Source organism: Pseudoalteromonas sp. P1-13-1a, from assembly GCF_001401875.1.
Lineage (GTDB): Bacteria > Pseudomonadota > Gammaproteobacteria > Enterobacterales > Alteromonadaceae > Pseudoalteromonas.
Window position 1 is genome coordinate 139,947 of record NZ_LKDV01000001.1, and the last position, 14,290, is coordinate 154,236.

At 40.2% G+C, this 14,290-nt stretch carries 18 protein-coding genes; 7 read left to right on the forward strand and 11 right to left on the reverse strand.

The annotated features are described in order from the left end of the window. Window positions 1-41: 41 nt before the first annotated feature. The 3 genes from AN391_RS00665 to AN391_RS00675 all read right to left on the reverse strand — a co-directional run bounded on the left by AN391_RS00665 (window position 42) and on the right by AN391_RS00675 (window position 3,564). Window positions 42-1,448, reverse strand: coding sequence for a sodium:alanine symporter family protein (locus AN391_RS00665; protein WP_055013593.1), 1,407 nt, complete (start codon window positions 1,446-1,448; stop codon window positions 42-44). A 125-nt stretch (window positions 1,449-1,573) separates the two neighbouring features. Next, window positions 1,574-2,485, reverse strand: a complete 912-nt coding sequence (ctlX, locus tag AN391_RS00670) for a citrulline utilization hydrolase CtlX (protein WP_055013594.1) — start codon at window positions 2,483-2,485, stop codon at window positions 1,574-1,576. After that, window positions 2,482-3,564 (reverse strand): ornithine cyclodeaminase, encoded by a 1,083-nt coding sequence (locus tag AN391_RS00675; protein WP_055013848.1) that lies wholly within the window; start codon window positions 3,562-3,564, stop codon window positions 2,482-2,484. The genes ctlX and AN391_RS00675 overlap by 4 nt, the downstream gene beginning before the upstream one ends. A 167-nt stretch (window positions 3,565-3,731) precedes the next feature. Between AN391_RS00675 and AN391_RS00680 the strand changes: the two genes are divergently transcribed. The 3 genes from AN391_RS00680 (at window position 3,732) to AN391_RS00690 (ending at window position 5,901) form a co-directional block, all read left to right on the forward strand. Beyond that, window positions 3,732-4,163, forward strand: a complete 432-nt coding sequence (locus AN391_RS00680) for an Lrp/AsnC family transcriptional regulator (protein WP_054201566.1) — start codon at window positions 3,732-3,734, stop codon at window positions 4,161-4,163. Between the two features lie 74 nt (window positions 4,164-4,237). After that, window positions 4,238-4,948: an AraC family transcriptional regulator gene (locus AN391_RS00685; protein WP_082429287.1), complete on the forward strand. Its 711-nt coding sequence runs from the start codon at window positions 4,238-4,240 to the stop codon at window positions 4,946-4,948. A gap of 95 nt (window positions 4,949-5,043) precedes the next feature. After that, on the forward strand, window positions 5,044-5,901 hold the full coding sequence (locus AN391_RS00690; protein ID WP_055013596.1) for a DMT family transporter: 858 nt from the start codon (window positions 5,044-5,046) through the stop codon (window positions 5,899-5,901). 66 nt (window positions 5,902-5,967) lie between these two features. On the opposite strand, the gene AN391_RS00695 is transcribed toward AN391_RS00690, so the two are convergent. The 3 genes from AN391_RS00695 to AN391_RS00705 form a co-directional block, all read right to left on the reverse strand. After that, window positions 5,968-6,963, reverse strand: coding sequence for a patatin family protein (locus AN391_RS00695; RefSeq protein ID WP_055013597.1), 996 nt, complete (start codon window positions 6,961-6,963; stop codon window positions 5,968-5,970). A 282-nt stretch (window positions 6,964-7,245) separates the two neighbouring features. Then, window positions 7,246-8,235 carry an LLM class flavin-dependent oxidoreductase gene (locus tag AN391_RS00700; protein WP_082429288.1) on the reverse strand — a complete coding sequence of 330 codons (990 nt, stop codon included), beginning with the start codon at window positions 8,233-8,235 and terminating at the stop codon, window positions 7,246-7,248. A gap of 141 nt (window positions 8,236-8,376) precedes the next feature. Beyond that, the gene (locus tag AN391_RS00705; protein ID WP_055013599.1) at window positions 8,377-9,120 is read right to left on the reverse strand and encodes a siderophore-interacting protein; all 744 of its coding nucleotides are present in this window, start codon (window positions 9,118-9,120) and stop codon (window positions 8,377-8,379) included. 123 nt (window positions 9,121-9,243) lie between these two features. Here AN391_RS00705 and AN391_RS00710 point away from each other — a divergent pair, with 123 nt between their 5' ends. The 3 genes from AN391_RS00710 (at window position 9,244) to AN391_RS00720 (ending at window position 11,405) form a co-directional block, all read left to right on the forward strand. Next, a complete protein-coding gene (locus AN391_RS00710) occupies window positions 9,244-9,663 on the forward strand; it encodes a MarR family winged helix-turn-helix transcriptional regulator (protein WP_055013600.1) in 420 nt (139 codons plus the stop codon). 81 nt (window positions 9,664-9,744) lie between these two features. Next, window positions 9,745-10,158, forward strand: a complete 414-nt coding sequence (locus AN391_RS00715) for a LexA family transcriptional regulator (RefSeq protein WP_055013601.1) — start codon at window positions 9,745-9,747, stop codon at window positions 10,156-10,158. Further along, the gene (locus tag AN391_RS00720) at window positions 10,146-11,405 is read left to right on the forward strand and encodes a Y-family DNA polymerase (protein ID WP_055013602.1); all 1,260 of its coding nucleotides are present in this window, start codon (window positions 10,146-10,148) and stop codon (window positions 11,403-11,405) included. The genes AN391_RS00715 and AN391_RS00720 overlap by 13 nt, the downstream gene beginning before the upstream one ends. A 1-nt stretch (window position 11,406) precedes the next feature. On the opposite strand, the gene AN391_RS00725 is transcribed toward AN391_RS00720, so the two are convergent. The 5 genes from AN391_RS00725 to AN391_RS00745 all read right to left on the reverse strand — a co-directional run bounded on the left by AN391_RS00725 (window position 11,407) and on the right by AN391_RS00745 (window position 13,307). After that, entirely contained in the window at window positions 11,407-11,862 is a 456-nt protein-coding gene (locus AN391_RS00725; protein ID WP_055013603.1) for a hypothetical protein, read from the reverse strand. Window positions 11,863-12,043: 181 nt separating this feature from the next. Next, window positions 12,044-12,559 carry a DUF4240 domain-containing protein gene (locus AN391_RS00730; RefSeq protein WP_055013604.1) on the reverse strand — a complete coding sequence of 172 codons (516 nt, stop codon included), beginning with the start codon at window positions 12,557-12,559 and terminating at the stop codon, window positions 12,044-12,046. Further along, the gene (locus tag AN391_RS00735; RefSeq protein WP_055013605.1) at window positions 12,556-12,750 is read right to left on the reverse strand and encodes a YwbE family protein; all 195 of its coding nucleotides are present in this window, start codon (window positions 12,748-12,750) and stop codon (window positions 12,556-12,558) included. Before AN391_RS00735 ends, AN391_RS00730 begins: the two co-directional genes overlap by 4 nt. Before the next feature lie 59 nt (window positions 12,751-12,809). Next, window positions 12,810-13,091, reverse strand: coding sequence for a hypothetical protein (locus AN391_RS00740; protein WP_055013606.1), 282 nt, complete (start codon window positions 13,089-13,091; stop codon window positions 12,810-12,812). Window positions 13,092-13,094: 3 nt separating this feature from the next. Further along, window positions 13,095-13,307, reverse strand: coding sequence for a hypothetical protein (locus AN391_RS00745; RefSeq protein WP_055013607.1), 213 nt, complete (start codon window positions 13,305-13,307; stop codon window positions 13,095-13,097). Between the two features lie 100 nt (window positions 13,308-13,407). Here AN391_RS00745 and AN391_RS00750 point away from each other — a divergent pair, with 100 nt between their 5' ends. Beyond that, window positions 13,408-14,235: an ion transporter gene (locus AN391_RS00750; protein ID WP_055013608.1), complete on the forward strand. Its 828-nt coding sequence runs from the start codon at window positions 13,408-13,410 to the stop codon at window positions 14,233-14,235. Window positions 14,236-14,290: the final 55 nt, after the last annotated feature.

Genomic DNA, 14,290 nt, shown 5'->3' on the forward strand with positions numbered 1-14,290 from the left:
AAAACCGCTTTTTATCGTTAAAATTGCTTAAAATACGGGAATCAATCCCAAATACCGCTTTCGCATTTTCCCTGTACTTTTACATCTTTTACTTTAAATTCTGGCTCTATGCCTTTTTCTCTTTGTGTGTTGTAATCGCGATTAACAGCCACAATGGTTGGCGTGAGTAATATAATAGCGATTACGTTAACCACTGTCATTAATCCTAATGCTATATCGGCTAAGTCCCAGACTTCTTTTAGAGATGCCGATGCGCCCCACAGCATCATTGATAAATAAAGTAATGTATAAATTGTGCGCCCTACTTTGTTATCGAGCTTAAATAAATGCAGGTTACTTTCGGCGTAAGCATAGTTGGCCACCACCGAGGTAAACGCAAATAAGGTTATGGCTGCCGCAACAAAATATACGCCGCCTTGTGCTAAATGCGCAGTCATAGCGCTTTGCGTTAAACGTATACCTTCCATTTCGCCGCTTATATCTACATCGGCTAACAAAATAACAACAGCAGTACAGCTACAAAGTACAATGGTGTCGAAAAACACGCCAAGCATTTGTATATACCCTTGTGTAACTGGGTGATTAGGGATAGGGCTTGCACTTGCTGCGGCATGGGGCACACTACCCGCACCAGCTTCGTTAGAATATAATCCGCGTTGTATACCATTTTTAATGGCAGCGCCCATTGCGCCTGCGCCAGCCTCTTGTAAACCAAAGGCCGATAAAAACACATCTTTAAGCATGGCTGGTACTTGCGGCAAATTTATAAGCGTTATAATAACGGCAGCCGCTACAAATAATATGCCCATAAATGGTACTACGCGCTCTGCAAAGCGGGCTATTGCTTTAAAGCCGCCAAGTATAATTGAGCCTGCTAATACGGTAATTACTAATCCTGAATAAAAGGTGGGTACTTCAAATGCGTAGTTAAGTGCATCAGTTATGGTATTGGTTTGCATAGCACTAAAGGTAAAGCCATAACCTAAAAATAAACACGCCGCAAACACAATGGCAAAGGCACGGCTGCCTAAACCTTGTTGAATATAATAGGCGGGGCCGCCTCTAAATTCGCCACTACTATCGCGTACTTTATACACCTGCCCTAATACACTTTCGGCAAAGCCGGTTGCCATGCCAAGTATGGCTATAACCCACATCCAAAATATAGCGCCGCTTCCGCCTAGTGAAATAGCAACAGCTACCCCGGCTAAATTACCTGTACCTACCCGGGCACACAGGCCAGTACACAATGCCTGAAATGATGAAATATCGTCTTTTTTACACTTGCTACTGCCTTTTAACAGGCTAAACATGTGTTTAAATTTTACTATTTGAATTGCTTTTAAACGTACCGAAAACCAAATACCTGCAAACAGTAGTATGTAGATCAGTATTTGGCCTTCTCCCCATAATAGGCCATTTACACTTTTTACTACGGTATCGAACATGGGCTAATCCTTTTGTCTTTATTATGTTTTACTCAGCAAGTGGTTGAGTAAATGGCATTTAATTATGCATATTAGCCATAGAGTAAGGCAGCTATGCTGCCTTAGTATGTTGACTTAGTGGTAGGTTATTTACTTTGCAGATGAATGCCTGCAATCATGCATCTAACCGAACCTCCCGCCGACTCTATGGTTGGTATAGGTAACGGAACAAGTTTAGCTGTTTTTTGTATTGCTGCTTTTTGCTCGGTTGTAAGTGCATTAAACGCCGTTTGTGAGAGTGCTAAAATACGACCATTTGTACCTTGTAACTCTATTGCGTTACCACAAAAGCTACTTATTTGCTCATTAGTTAAGTTTATTACTTCTAAATGGCTTTGTATAAAATGGTTAGTTAATTGTTTGTGCTGACTATTTGGCACCATATCTAGGCTGATCATGGCAAACTCTGTGGCTACACACATTAATACATTAGTATGATAAACCGCAGTACCTTGCTTATCATAGGCATTAAATACAACAGGTTTTAGCTTTAATTGCTCGCATACTGTATTAACCACGGTTTTAGTAGTGCGCTTAGATTCTACTGCATAAGCAAGCTTATGTGGGTGGTCAATAACAAGCGATCCGGTGCCTTCTAAGAATGCATTTTCTTTCGCTAAAAATGAATAATCAGTCACAGACAACACTTTATAGTGATTAGTCAAAAAATCAATAATATCTTTTCGATATTCTAATCTTCTGTTTTCTGCGTACATTGGGTACATAACTAGCTCGCCACTTTGATGGGTAGAAAACCAATTATTTGGAAACACAGAATCCGGTGTGTGTGTATGTTCGTCTTCAAAAAGATGAACCGTTACGCCCTCGTTTTGCAATAATTTAACCGCATTGGTTACTTCATCAAAGGCATGCTGACTCTGATTTTGTGAGTTGCAAGTACTTTGAAACGTGTTGTCTAACATAGTTTGTGGGTTAGATGTAAAGTGATGCGGTCGTACCATCACCACAGCGCTGGGTGCTTGCTTTATATAACTCATGCCACTTGCTCTTGCTTAGGAGTTTTTGCTGTTTGTGTACTATTAAGTACCGAAAATAAATTACGCGGATCGGCTTGTTGTGTAATTAAATCAAGCAGTTCAAACTCACCTGCAGCCACCAGCGCGTCTTTAATATAAACCAATGCGGTAAAGTCTTCGCTTGCAAAACCTACCCCATCAAAAATAGTAAGCTCGTTGTTACTTGTACGCCCAGGTACTTGTTTATTAATTACTTTATGAAACTCTGTTACGCCAAAGGTTTCGCTCATTTGCTGAATTTCGCCTTCTATTCTGGTTTGCGGCTCGTACTCTACAAACACAGTGGCACGCTCTAGTAACTGTGAATCAAGCTCTGTTTTACCAGGGCAATCGCCACCAATGGCATTTAAATGCACACCCTGTGGGATCATATCGCTGGTTAAAATAGTGGCATTTTTTTTATCGGCTGTGCAGGTTGTAATAATGTGCGCGCCTTGAACGGCTTCTTCTGCGCTATTGCATAGAGTGACATTTAAGCCGTAGCCACTTAAGTTGTTGTAGGCTTTTTGTGAGGCGTTTTTATCAATGTCGTATAAACGAATGTGAGTAATGCCTAACACAGCTTTAAAAGCCAGTGCCTGAAACTCAGACTGTGCACCATTACCAATTAATGTCAGCGTTGTTGAGTTTTCAGGCGCTAAATACTTTGCCACAAGCGCTGATGTAGCCGCTGTTCGCAGGGCCGTTAGTAGACACATTTCACTGATCATAACTGGGTAGCCGCTATCAACATCTGACAAAATACCAAATGCGGCCACTGTTTGAAGCGCTTTAAATGTGTTTTTTGGATGGCCATTTACATATTTGCAGCTAAACATTTTGCCATCGCTTACGGGCATAAGCTCTATTACACCATCTGGAGAGTGCGCTGCATAACGTGGCGATTTATCAAATTCGTGCCAGCGAGCAAAATCTTGCTCTAACCTTTTAGTAAGCTCTAGCAACACGTTTTCTATGCCCATTTTATTTATAAGTTTGGCCATTGCCTGTACGCTCACAAATGGAACACCTTGTTTAGGCTGTGCGATAAAATGACTCATAAATACCTCTTTAATGACTAAATAAATTATTTGAAATAAGTTTATAGGCCAGAGACGCCACTTAAAATGCCAAAATTTTATACAAATAATAGTATTTTTTAGCAAATTGCTATGCATTAAAGTACAAATTTAGTAATTTGTACTAAACACATAATCCAAGGCGTTTTATGACCCCTTATATTTACGACTCGTTAGATAACGCGTTAATAGCCGAATTAAGAAAAGATGGCCGCGCTTCTATTTCAGCCCTAGCCGATGTTTTAAAGGTGTCTCGCGGGACAGTCCAAAACCGTTTAGACCGGCTCGTTTCATCGGGTGCTATATTGGGCTTTACGGTGCGTGTACACGAACACATAGAAACCGAAGCTGTAAGAGCCATTATGATGGTTGAAGTGGTGGGTAAATCGACCTCGCAGGTAATTAAAACCTTGCGTGGTATACCCGAACTTACTAAGTTACATACTACCAATGGCGCTTGGGACTTAGTGGCTGAAATACAAGCAGCAAATTTAGGTGAGTTTGATGGCGTACTCAGGCAAGTACGCGAAATAGAAGGCATTTTAAATAGCGAAACCAGTATATTATTGTCATCCACTTAGGTTTATTAACGCGATGTTTTACTAAACGTATTATAGGCAATACTCGGTTTATGTATTAGCTAATGGAGTATAGATTGAATAAGCTTTCGATTCGGTATTATTCGCAAGATATAAAGTGCCACCAGCACAATTACCATCAACTCGTGTTACCTCTACACGGGGAAATTTTTATATCGTTAAATAATGACTTTAAAACAACCGTGAGTACGGGCAGTTGTATCGTTATAGAGAAAAACGTAGTGCATGCCTTTACGGCCGATGAAGCCGCGCGTTTTATTGTGGCAGATTTAGATGCCCTGCCTGATAACCTTATAAACCTTTTATGCCCTAAAATCTCTATAGATAGCCGTTTATTAAGTTACTTACAATTTATAGAGCAGCAACTGCTTGTTGTTAATGATGAAAAGCTGACTAGCTCAACCTTTGATTTATTTTATTTACTACTTTGTGAGCAAAGCAGCCACAGTAATATTGATAAGCGTATAGATAATGTAATAACCACGGTAAAGCAAAATTTAGCGTATCCCTACACGTTAAAAGAGCTGGCCAATATTGCCTGTTTAAGCGTTACGCAATTTAAAACTGTGTTTAAAAGAAACACCAACATGAGTGCGCTGCAATATATCACTATGTTACGAATGCAGCATGCGCGCGCCTTATTAACCCATTCAGACCTACCAATCGCTTTAGTAGGTGAGCGCATTGGTTATAACGATGCCTCAGCGTTTAGCCGTCGGTTTAATTTATACTTTGGGCAGCCACCTAAGGCGTTTAAAAAGCAGTAAATTGCGCCTAAGCAAACAACAACACCGTCTTTTTAGCATATTTAACCTTCAGCCTATTGGTACACTCAGTAAATAGTATTTACGGAGGGTAATTAATGGCAACACACATAGGGTTTTTAGCAATATTTTCGTGGGGGCTTTTAGCATTACTCGGTAATTTAACTAAAGCACTGCCTGCTTTTGAGTTACTTTTTATATGCTTTTCAATCTCTTTTATTATTTTATTAGTTAAACGCGTCGCTACAAAACAACCATTATTAACCCCGCCTAAGCTTTCTAAAAAGCAAATTATAATAGGTGTTACTGGTTTGTTTGGTTTTCACTTTTGTTATTTTATGGCTTTAAAATACGGTCCTTTAATCGAGGTAAGCCTAATTGTGTACCTTTGGCCATTATTGCTAGGTGTATTTGTGGCTACTCCAGGGGCTAAATTTAAATCAATATTGGGCGGATTACTGGGTTTTTTAGGCACGCTTAGTTTAATTACCGATGGCAGTGGGTTATCTATCAATAGTGAGTATTACTTAGGGTATTTTTTTGCAGGATGCTGCGCAGTATTATGGTCGAGTTATTCTTATTTAATGTCGCAATTTAATAGCCATGTAGATGACATAGGCTGGCTTTCACTTATTGTGGCTGTGCTTGCCCTTTTTGCACATTTTTATTTTGAAACAACCGTAATAAATTTATCTATTTCACAATGGCTAGGCGCTATTTTATTGGGGTTAGGCCCTGTAGGCGGTGCATTTTATTTATGGGATTATGGTTTAAAATTTGGTAACCGAACGCTATTAGCTTCGTTCAGTTTTTTAACGCCGGTGCTCTCTACCTTTATTTTAATACTTGCCTTGCAGGCTCCCTTTAGTTGGTCAGTATTTATTGCTTTGGCGCTTATTTTATTAGGTGCAGCTATTAGCAATAAAAAACCTTCAATAAGTTTAAAAAAAGCATAGCTTTAATTTTGTTTAGGCACTTTACCAACGCTTAAACTTAAGTAGAGTTTAAGCGTTGGTACCCAATTACATGGCGTAGCTATGTGCGTAATCTACTATACGTGCATTTTGGCTTTTTAAATAAGCGCGGCCTGCTTTTACACCTAGCTTATGATCAAAGCGTAAATCATCGTTTGAGCTGCCTAATAATTTACTGTGCAGCTTTTCATCTGCAAAAATTTGTATAATTTCTACATCACTAGGCGGATTAGCAATAAACGTCAGCTCGTCTAGGTATGCTTGTTCGTGCTGAACCAAGTAATCGAGTGTTTTTGGGCAGTAACCTGATGCACATGCAAATGTTCTAAGCTTTTGAACCCATGCAGTTTGCGCTTGAAAATGCTCATCAACGGTTCTTATTACTACAATTTTTCGTGCACCACGGTTATAAGCTTCGCGTACAGGCAATGGTGCCGCTAAGCCACCATCTACATAAAAATCTTCACTCGATTGCTCTTGAGTTAAATGTGCTTCGTTTGCGGCTTTTGTATCTAACCAAGGCGTTAGTTTAACCCCCTGTTTATACAAAAAAGGGAGTGCGCTCGATGCCTTTAGTAAATCTCGCCATTGCCTACCTTCACCTGTTGGCGATAGGTAATAAGCTTTTCTGTCACGAGTGTTTGTAGCGGTTATGAGCAACTCTCGCTCACCTAAACTGTTTTTAGCTGTTTTAAAGTCAAGAGCTCTGTTTACTTCGGTGGTTTTTTCAAAGTACCAATCTAAATCAACAATGTGTTTACCCATTAAACCACGGCCTAATTGAAAAAAACGCTTGTTACGCGAAAGCCCTCTAATTAAACGTTTTGCATAGCCTTTTTGGCGTGCTAAATAGCTAGTTAAATTTTGCGAGCCGGCGGAAGTGCCAATAAATAAATCAAATGGGTCGTAGTTTTGCTCTAACCACGCATCAAGTACACCGGCTGTGAATATTCCTCGTTGCCCGCCGCCTTCAGCTATCAGTGCAACTTTTGGCTGCGCTGTATGAGTAACTGAATTAGTCGTTGCGGTTGTTAGAGCGTTCACGGTGTACCTTCCTTTAATTTAATGATGTTTGGTTAATAACTACATTATAAAAAACTAAAGCAATGTCTTAAAATTGATTGTTTAAATCAGTTTGATTGATAAAACAGAACGATACATAATTTTAAACGGGCCTTGTCCTTGGCACTCATAGTATATTTAATTGTCGATATCGTTTGTTCAGACATCACTTAAAGCTAATAAGTTTGTATTCACTTTTAATGATGTCTATATACTAGCAAGGCCTGTGTGTACGCTTGCTTAACTAAACACCTCCTTTTTAAATTAGTGCTTTATTTCCATTAAAATTTCTAGGGCTCGGTGGCGTTTTTCGCTGTCGTATACGTCGTTTGTAAATATAAACTCATCCACTTCTAGCTCTTTGGCTATCATTTTTAATTTATGCTTTATACTCACATGCCCGCCAATAACGCTTAAGCTTAAAAAGCTTTCCACATGAGCGCGCTCTTGCTCACTCCATAAACCTTCCATACTCTCTACCGGTGGTTTTAACCACAGCTCTTTACCACGTATTAGTTCAAGTACCCGTTGCTTTGAGGTGGTAGATAGGTATTGCGCTTCTTCGTCAGTTTCTGCTGCCACCAGCGGTATAGCAAGCATTACATAGGGTTTATGGAGTACATTTGAGGCTTTAAATTCTCGTTTATATAGTGCGATTGCATCGTGTACAAAGCGCGGTGCAAAGTGCCCTGCAAATACATAAGGTAGCCCTTTTTTAGCGGCCAGTTGGGCGCTAAATAAACTCGAGCCTAATAACCAAAGCGGTACGTTTGTGTCCTCCCCCGGTATAGCACGTATAGGGTGAGTACCGTTATATGGGCCTAGTAATGTTTGCAGCTCTGTTACCTCCTCTGGGAAGTTTTCAGCGCGGCTCATATCATTATTCAGTGCACGGCTGGTTACCGGGTCACTACCTGGAGCGCGTCCAAGGCCTAAATCTATTCGTCCAGGGTATAAACTCTCTAATGTGCCAAATTGCTCAGCCACAACTAATGGCGAATGATTCGGCAGCATTATTCCACCGGAGCCAACACGTATACGCTGAGTTTTACCTGCAATATGGCCTACTAATATTGAAGTAGCAGCACAAATTATACCGGGCATATTGTGATGCTCAGCCAGCCAAAAGCGATTAAACCCTAATTGGTCAGCGCGCTGAGCGTATTTAGTGGTTTTATTGAGCGTATGAGAAACACTGTCCCCTTTGATCATGGGGGCAAGCTCTAATAACGAAAAGGGAATGGAAGATAACAAAATAGCAGCTCCTTAAAATGCACGCTAACAATGGGCTTCATCATCAGCATAAAACACTTAAATGGGTCTGCTATTTATTCAATTCAAGTTAGCTAACAGATAAAAGAAAAAATAGCGTTTAACTGTCTTACCTTAAGGTATTCATGCAAGTTCAGGGCTTTGCTGGCGCTCTTTTTTATAACTCTCTGAGTTCAGGCCTTTTTTCCAATAACCAGAAGAAACTATATTACAGCGCGGTATATCACACTCCTGCGTAAGAAAGGTTTTGGTTTTACGTACCAATCCTGCCTCTAATGCCATAAATACGATAGGTGGCTCACTTGTGACTGTTAAATTGTTAAGCGCGCTGAGCATATCGGCCTCGGGGGTATTTGTAATTAACCAAGTAACATCGCGCTGCGTGTGTAGATTAATTATGTCTTGCGCTGTAGGGGCATGCACAAAGGCGTCAATTTTTGCGCTGGCGGGTAACTGCTGCATGTAGCCCTTTATTGCATTAACTGAGGTTAAATCGCCTAACAATACATAATGCGGATGCTGGTAATTATCAAGCTTTTTAGGGCCAGGGCCCGCTACGCCTACGTTGTCACCAACTTTTGCAGTTACAGCCCATTGCGTAGCTGGGCCTTGGTGCATATTTATTACAAAGTCGAGCGTTATTGCACCGCTTGCCTCTTCAATGTCTCTTATTGTGTAAGAGCGCATACACGCGGTTTTTAAATTAAAATCAACTTTGCCATTTTGGGGGATAAGCACTTTTACATAACAACCAATATGCGCTTGTGTTAAATCCGAAAACTCATCAGAGCCTACAACAATGCGCTGTAAATGCGGTGTTATTTGTTCAGTACTTAGTACCGTAGCTTTGCGAACTTGTTTACCCATTTAAAATCACCTCGTTTAACAAAATAGTTAACTGCTGTTTAAAGCAAGCATTGCACAACGCCCCACTGGTTGATAAAATCAACTATAACAAACTAATTGACATTGTCAACCATTAGAGAGCTTATGAACACGCTTTTATCAAATACCCTATTTGAGCTGATGCAAAATTACCGCGTAACAATACGCGAGGCCATTAACGCAGGCGACCTTGGTATTAATGCTATGCACGTGCGTTGTATACACATTATTGCCAGTACATCTAACTGTACCGCTAACGACATTGTGACTAAAACACAGCGCGACAAAGCACAAATTGCCCGATTAATTAAAGATCTTATTGCCTTAAACCTTATTAATAAGCAAGCCAGTGAGCACGACAAACGATGCTTTATTTTGTCGCTCACTGAACAAGGCAACACACTGTTTGATAAGTTATTAGCCTCTGAGCAGCAAATAAATGAGCAAATGTGTAAAAACTTAAACCCGCAGCAAATCAAAGACTTTTTAGATACCGCGCAACAAATGATCAAAAACATGGCGTGATCTGTCTTTCATTTCTTGGCATAACTTACATAAAACGCATATACTGTACACTTATACAGTATATGCGTTTTAGGTTGTGTTATGTTTGTTATTCCCGTTTATATAGAAGCCGGTGTGTGTGGGTTTGAATCGCCCGCGGCGCAATACGCCGAGCTTGGTGTTTCGCTTGATGAGCTATTAATAAAGCACCCCGACGCCACCTTTATTGGTATTGCATCGGGTAACTCCATGCAAGAAGTGGGGATTTTTGAGGGCGACTTGCTTGTAGTAGACCGTGCTGAGGAAGCCGATAACGGCGATGTTATTGTTGCCAACTTAAATGGTTTATTTGTGTGTAAGTTACTTGATAAAACCAATGCGCGGTTACTTTCAGCATCGCCTTTACATAAGCCGGTACAACTAACCCCAGCTGATGAGTTTCAGTTAGAGGGCGTGGTTACACTATCAATTAGAATGCACCGCCCAAGCCCTGAGTTATTAAAATGTACGCCTTAGTCGATGCCGTTGCTTTTTATGCCAGTGCCGAAAAAGTGTTCGACCCTGCTATTCGCTCTAAACCTGTGGTGGTTTTAACTAATAACGATGGCTGCGTATGTGCGGTATGCCCTATTGCTCGGCACTTAAACATTCCTAAATTTGGCCCCTATTTTAAAGTTAAGCACCTGCTTGAGCAACACAAGGTGGTTGTACGTTCGAGTAACTATGAGCTGTACGCCGATTTAAGCGCCAAAATGATGAACATAATTGGCCGCTTTTGCGACACACAGTATATATACAGTATTGATGAGTCGTTTTTACACTTTAATGGCTACACACCCCTTATACAAAACTGGCATGAGTACGGGCATACAATAAGGCGTACCGTTTGGCGCGAAACTAAACTCCCTGTGGGTGTTGGTTTTGGCCCAACACCTACGCTTGCTAAAGCCGCTAACCATGCAGCTAAAAAGCTAAGCGGGTTTGATGGGGTGGCCGTTATAAATAACGAGCAAAGCCGCCAAGCAGTTTTACAAAGAATGAGCTGCGCCGATGTATGGGGCATAGGAAAGCGCCTAGCTAAAAAGCTTAACACAATGAACATACATACAGCATGGGATCTGGCACAGCAAAACCCTAAAACTATGCGCCGCGCGTTTAGTGTGGTGGTAGAGCGTACCGTAAGTGAGCTAAATGGTATAGCGTGTTTAACATGGGACGATGTACGCCAAGATAAGCGAGAAATATATTCTACTCGCAGCTTTGGTGAGCGGATCAGTGAGCCAACAGCTCTTAAAACTGCCCTTATTAACCACGTAACTACGGTTGCCAGTAAACTACGAGGGCAGCGCTCACTAGCAAAACAACTGTATATATTTGCCGCCACGGGCAAACATGAAGACCGCTATTGTAAAAAGTCGTTTATATATAAATTTGCCACCCCCACTAACGATACCTGCGTAATGGCCAATGCTGTATCAGAAGTATTTACTCATATTTACCAGCCAGGTGTACGGTTTTATAAATGTGGTGTAGGTGCTTTAGAGCTTACCTCGGTGCAGTACCAGCAAAACGATTTATTTAGCCAAAGTGCCGATAACCCTAAATTAATGCAGTGTCTTGATACAATAAACAACCGCTACGGAAAAGGCATACTCACTCTAGCCAGCAGCAAATTAAACCAAGGCTGGCATATGAACAGAGATTACTTATCGCCCCAATACACAACGCGCTGGCACGATATACCGCAAATTCATTGCAAGTAAATTAATCAACTTGTCTTGTAAATGTGCACTCTACTGCCGGGGTACTCTGCGTATATTTGAGCGTTGTAACACTGGTAAACTTAATGCTTTGTCTGATGGTTTTTTCGTTATTAGGGTCAATACAGCGGCTCATTTTTAAGCTGTTATCAACACCATCACTTTTGTACTTATAAGAGCTAGTTACAAAGCAAAAATTTGGCTTTTTAGTTGTACGGGTGCCGTTGTGTAGGCTTTCAAACGCAATATGCTCGCCTAATTTAAAACCCGCATCAGGGTAAACGGGGTTAATTAAACTCAACTGACTATCCACACATAAGGGGGAGTTAGCAGTTACCACCTGGTAATCGCCAAGCATTGTTTTTAATAACGGTATAAAACGGCTTTTATTACTCGGCGCAGCCAATGCAGATGCACTAATAAAGGTTGTCGAAATTAAAAAACAAAGTAAAGTTTTCATTAAGTGGGCGTATCCTCGTAATAAGTAACGTGCGGCGCTAACTTTTATAACTATAACAGAGATTTAATCTAAAAAAAGGACGCAGCACTTAGCATTATATAATGCAGTGTTATGGTTATGTTTTACGAGGAATAAAACAAAGTGGTTTATTTACTAAATAAATAAACCACTAAGAGACACTTTACTGCCAGTATTTTGCAAATAATTGCGGATAGCTTTGTTTTAAAAACTTGGGTTTGTCTTTAAAGCGCTTACCTGTAGGTTGCTCCCCTGAGGGTACAAAAGGTAATTCGTCATCGTTACGCTCTTCATAGAGTAAACCCGCAATTAAATCATACTCATCAATATAAGGGTAAGGTTGCTCATTTAAATAATACACTGGGGTGCACTGTGCAAGTGAGTCGGCGTTATCTAAAGCATTGTTAAATACTGTTTTTCCGCGGGAGATGAGCCAACACCTAAATTCGCTAAAGCCGTATTCATCGTTACAACCGGCCATAACAAATGCAGCGCCAAATAAATCCCAGGTAAAACATTTGCGCATGTGAATACCAAAAAACTTATCAAAAGCAATAAGCTGCTCATCAGTTAGCTCGCTCAATTTAGCTTTTAAGTTTTCGCTTACACTTTGTGGGTCGAGCCCAAGGTCGGGAGTAGTTACTAAGTCCCAAAATTCCTGCTCAGTTAACGCTGTCATTCTAAAATCTCTTTCACTCGACCAACTTGACCATCTTCTAGGCGTACTTTAATACCATGCGGGTGATTAGGTGATCTAGTCAATAAACGCTCGACTACACCTTGTGTTAATGTGCCGCTGCGTTGATCTTCTTTTAATACAATATTTACGGTTGTACCTGGTGTGATTTGCGAACGCGATGGAACAGCCATGCCTTACATCCTAAAAATAATTTTGGTAATTATACCGTCCATAGCTTGGCAAACCAATGTTAATCAACTAAAAACGCTATTTGGTTAGCCGCTACTGATAAGCTAATTTTGCTAAGTTCAGCGTTAATAATATCGACTAGCTGAGAAAAATGCGCCTCGGCATCGTGATAGGCTATATCATCTTCAAAATAGCAGCTTATTTTTAGTGACTTAGCTTCATTATTTAAATCAATGGTGTGAGTTAAATAGGCAAAACCATAATGAGTCGCTTTTATTTGCTCACAGGCGTGAGTGAGAGCTTGACGTATTTGTTTGTCGCGCAATTTTTGTGTTTTAGTCATAGATTATTGTGTTTGTTCGTTTTGCTGTTTTTTATATTCTTCGAAATTTTTATCTTGTTGTTCAAGGCACTCATAATACTCTTTATCAGCTTTATAATTACATTCATCAAGACGTGCCGATTGTATTTCGTGAAAGCGGGCATCAGAGCTACACCCTGCAAGTACCGATAATCCCACAAGTAGCAATGCACTTTTAGTTATTTGACTGATTATCATTAAATTCCCTTACATTTTTAGTGATAAAAATGGGTTAAATCACAACAATATTATTGTATATTAGCGCCATAAAACCTTACTTTGCATAGGATTCATAATTATGATGTCGCAGTTACAAAAGTTGTTTCAGCGTATAGACAAAAGCAAGATATTTCAATCATTTGTTATTGCTGTTATTGTTGTTTCTGCTCTTACGGTAGGTGCTCACACTTACTCACTTCACCCGACTGTAGAATTTGCCCTTAATTGGATGGATGTTGGGATCACTGCCTTCTTTTTAATTGAGTTAATTATTCGCTTTATTGCAAGTAAAGGTATAAAAGACTTCTTTTCAAAGGGCTGGAATATATTCGATACGATTATTGTACTTGGTAGCCTCTACCCTGCTGCAGGATCAACCATGTTACTTGCCCGATTGCTACGTATATTTAGGGTACTGCGTTTAGTATCTATGATCCCTGAGCTGCGTTTATTAGTTAATTCCTTGCTAAAAGCCATTCCGCAAATGGGCTATATAGCGCTGCTAATGTTTGTTATTTTTTATATATACGCAGCCATGGGCAGTATGATGTTTGCTGATATTAACCCAGTGCTTTGGCAAGATGTATCCATTTCAATGCTTACGCTATTTAGAATAGCCACCTTTGAAGATTGGACCGACATTATGTACGAAACTATGGCGGTGTACGAGCTGAGCTGGATTTACTACCTCACGTTTATCTTTTTAACTGCGTTTGTATTTTTAAACATGATGGTAGGTGCTATTTTAGAAGTAATGAGCGAAGAACATCGCAGTGCCCGTGAGCTAAAAGCAGATAATAACTCACTGCCTGCAACGCAGGGACAAGTGCTAGAGCTACAAGCGCAAATAGCTGAGCTAAAAACGTTATTAAGTAAAACATCAGAAAATAAAAATACACCTAGCTAAAAGCTCAAAAAGCCCTTTGTACTGAGTTAATACAAAGGGCTGTATGGAATACCAA

What these genes read in the sequence shown, in the direction of transcription:
- AN391_RS00665 (WP_055013593.1), bottom strand. Translation starts at nt 1,448, where the DNA reads ATGTTCGATACCGTAGTAAAAAGTGTAAATGGCCTATTATGGGGAGAA.
- ctlX (WP_055013594.1), bottom strand. Translation starts at nt 2,485, where the DNA reads ATGAGTTATATAAAGCAAGCACCCAGCGCTGTGGTGATGGTACGACCG.
- AN391_RS00675 (WP_055013848.1), bottom strand. Translation starts at nt 3,564, where the DNA reads ATGAGTCATTTTATCGCACAGCCTAAACAAGGTGTTCCATTTGTGAGC.
- AN391_RS00680 (WP_054201566.1), top strand. Translation starts at nt 3,732, where the DNA reads ATGACCCCTTATATTTACGACTCGTTAGATAACGCGTTAATAGCCGAA.
- AN391_RS00690 (WP_055013596.1), top strand. Translation starts at nt 5,044, where the DNA reads ATGGCAACACACATAGGGTTTTTAGCAATATTTTCGTGGGGGCTTTTA.
- AN391_RS00705 (WP_055013599.1), bottom strand. Translation starts at nt 9,120, where the DNA reads ATGGGTAAACAAGTTCGCAAAGCTACGGTACTAAGTACTGAACAAATA.
- AN391_RS00710 (WP_055013600.1), top strand. Translation starts at nt 9,244, where the DNA reads ATGAACACGCTTTTATCAAATACCCTATTTGAGCTGATGCAAAATTAC.
- AN391_RS00715 (WP_055013601.1), top strand. Translation starts at nt 9,745, where the DNA reads ATGTTTGTTATTCCCGTTTATATAGAAGCCGGTGTGTGTGGGTTTGAA.
- AN391_RS00720 (WP_055013602.1), top strand. Translation starts at nt 10,146, where the DNA reads ATGTACGCCTTAGTCGATGCCGTTGCTTTTTATGCCAGTGCCGAAAAA.
- AN391_RS00725 (WP_055013603.1), bottom strand. Translation starts at nt 11,862, where the DNA reads ATGAAAACTTTACTTTGTTTTTTAATTTCGACAACCTTTATTAGTGCA.
- AN391_RS00730 (WP_055013604.1), bottom strand. Translation starts at nt 12,559, where the DNA reads ATGACAGCGTTAACTGAGCAGGAATTTTGGGACTTAGTAACTACTCCC.
- AN391_RS00735 (WP_055013605.1), bottom strand. Translation starts at nt 12,750, where the DNA reads ATGGCTGTTCCATCGCGTTCGCAAATCACACCAGGTACAACCGTAAAT.
- AN391_RS00740 (WP_055013606.1), bottom strand. Translation starts at nt 13,091, where the DNA reads ATGACTAAAACACAAAAATTGCGCGACAAACAAATACGTCAAGCTCTC.
- AN391_RS00745 (WP_055013607.1), bottom strand. Translation starts at nt 13,307, where the DNA reads ATGATAATCAGTCAAATAACTAAAAGTGCATTGCTACTTGTGGGATTA.
- AN391_RS00750 (WP_055013608.1), top strand. Translation starts at nt 13,408, where the DNA reads ATGATGTCGCAGTTACAAAAGTTGTTTCAGCGTATAGACAAAAGCAAG.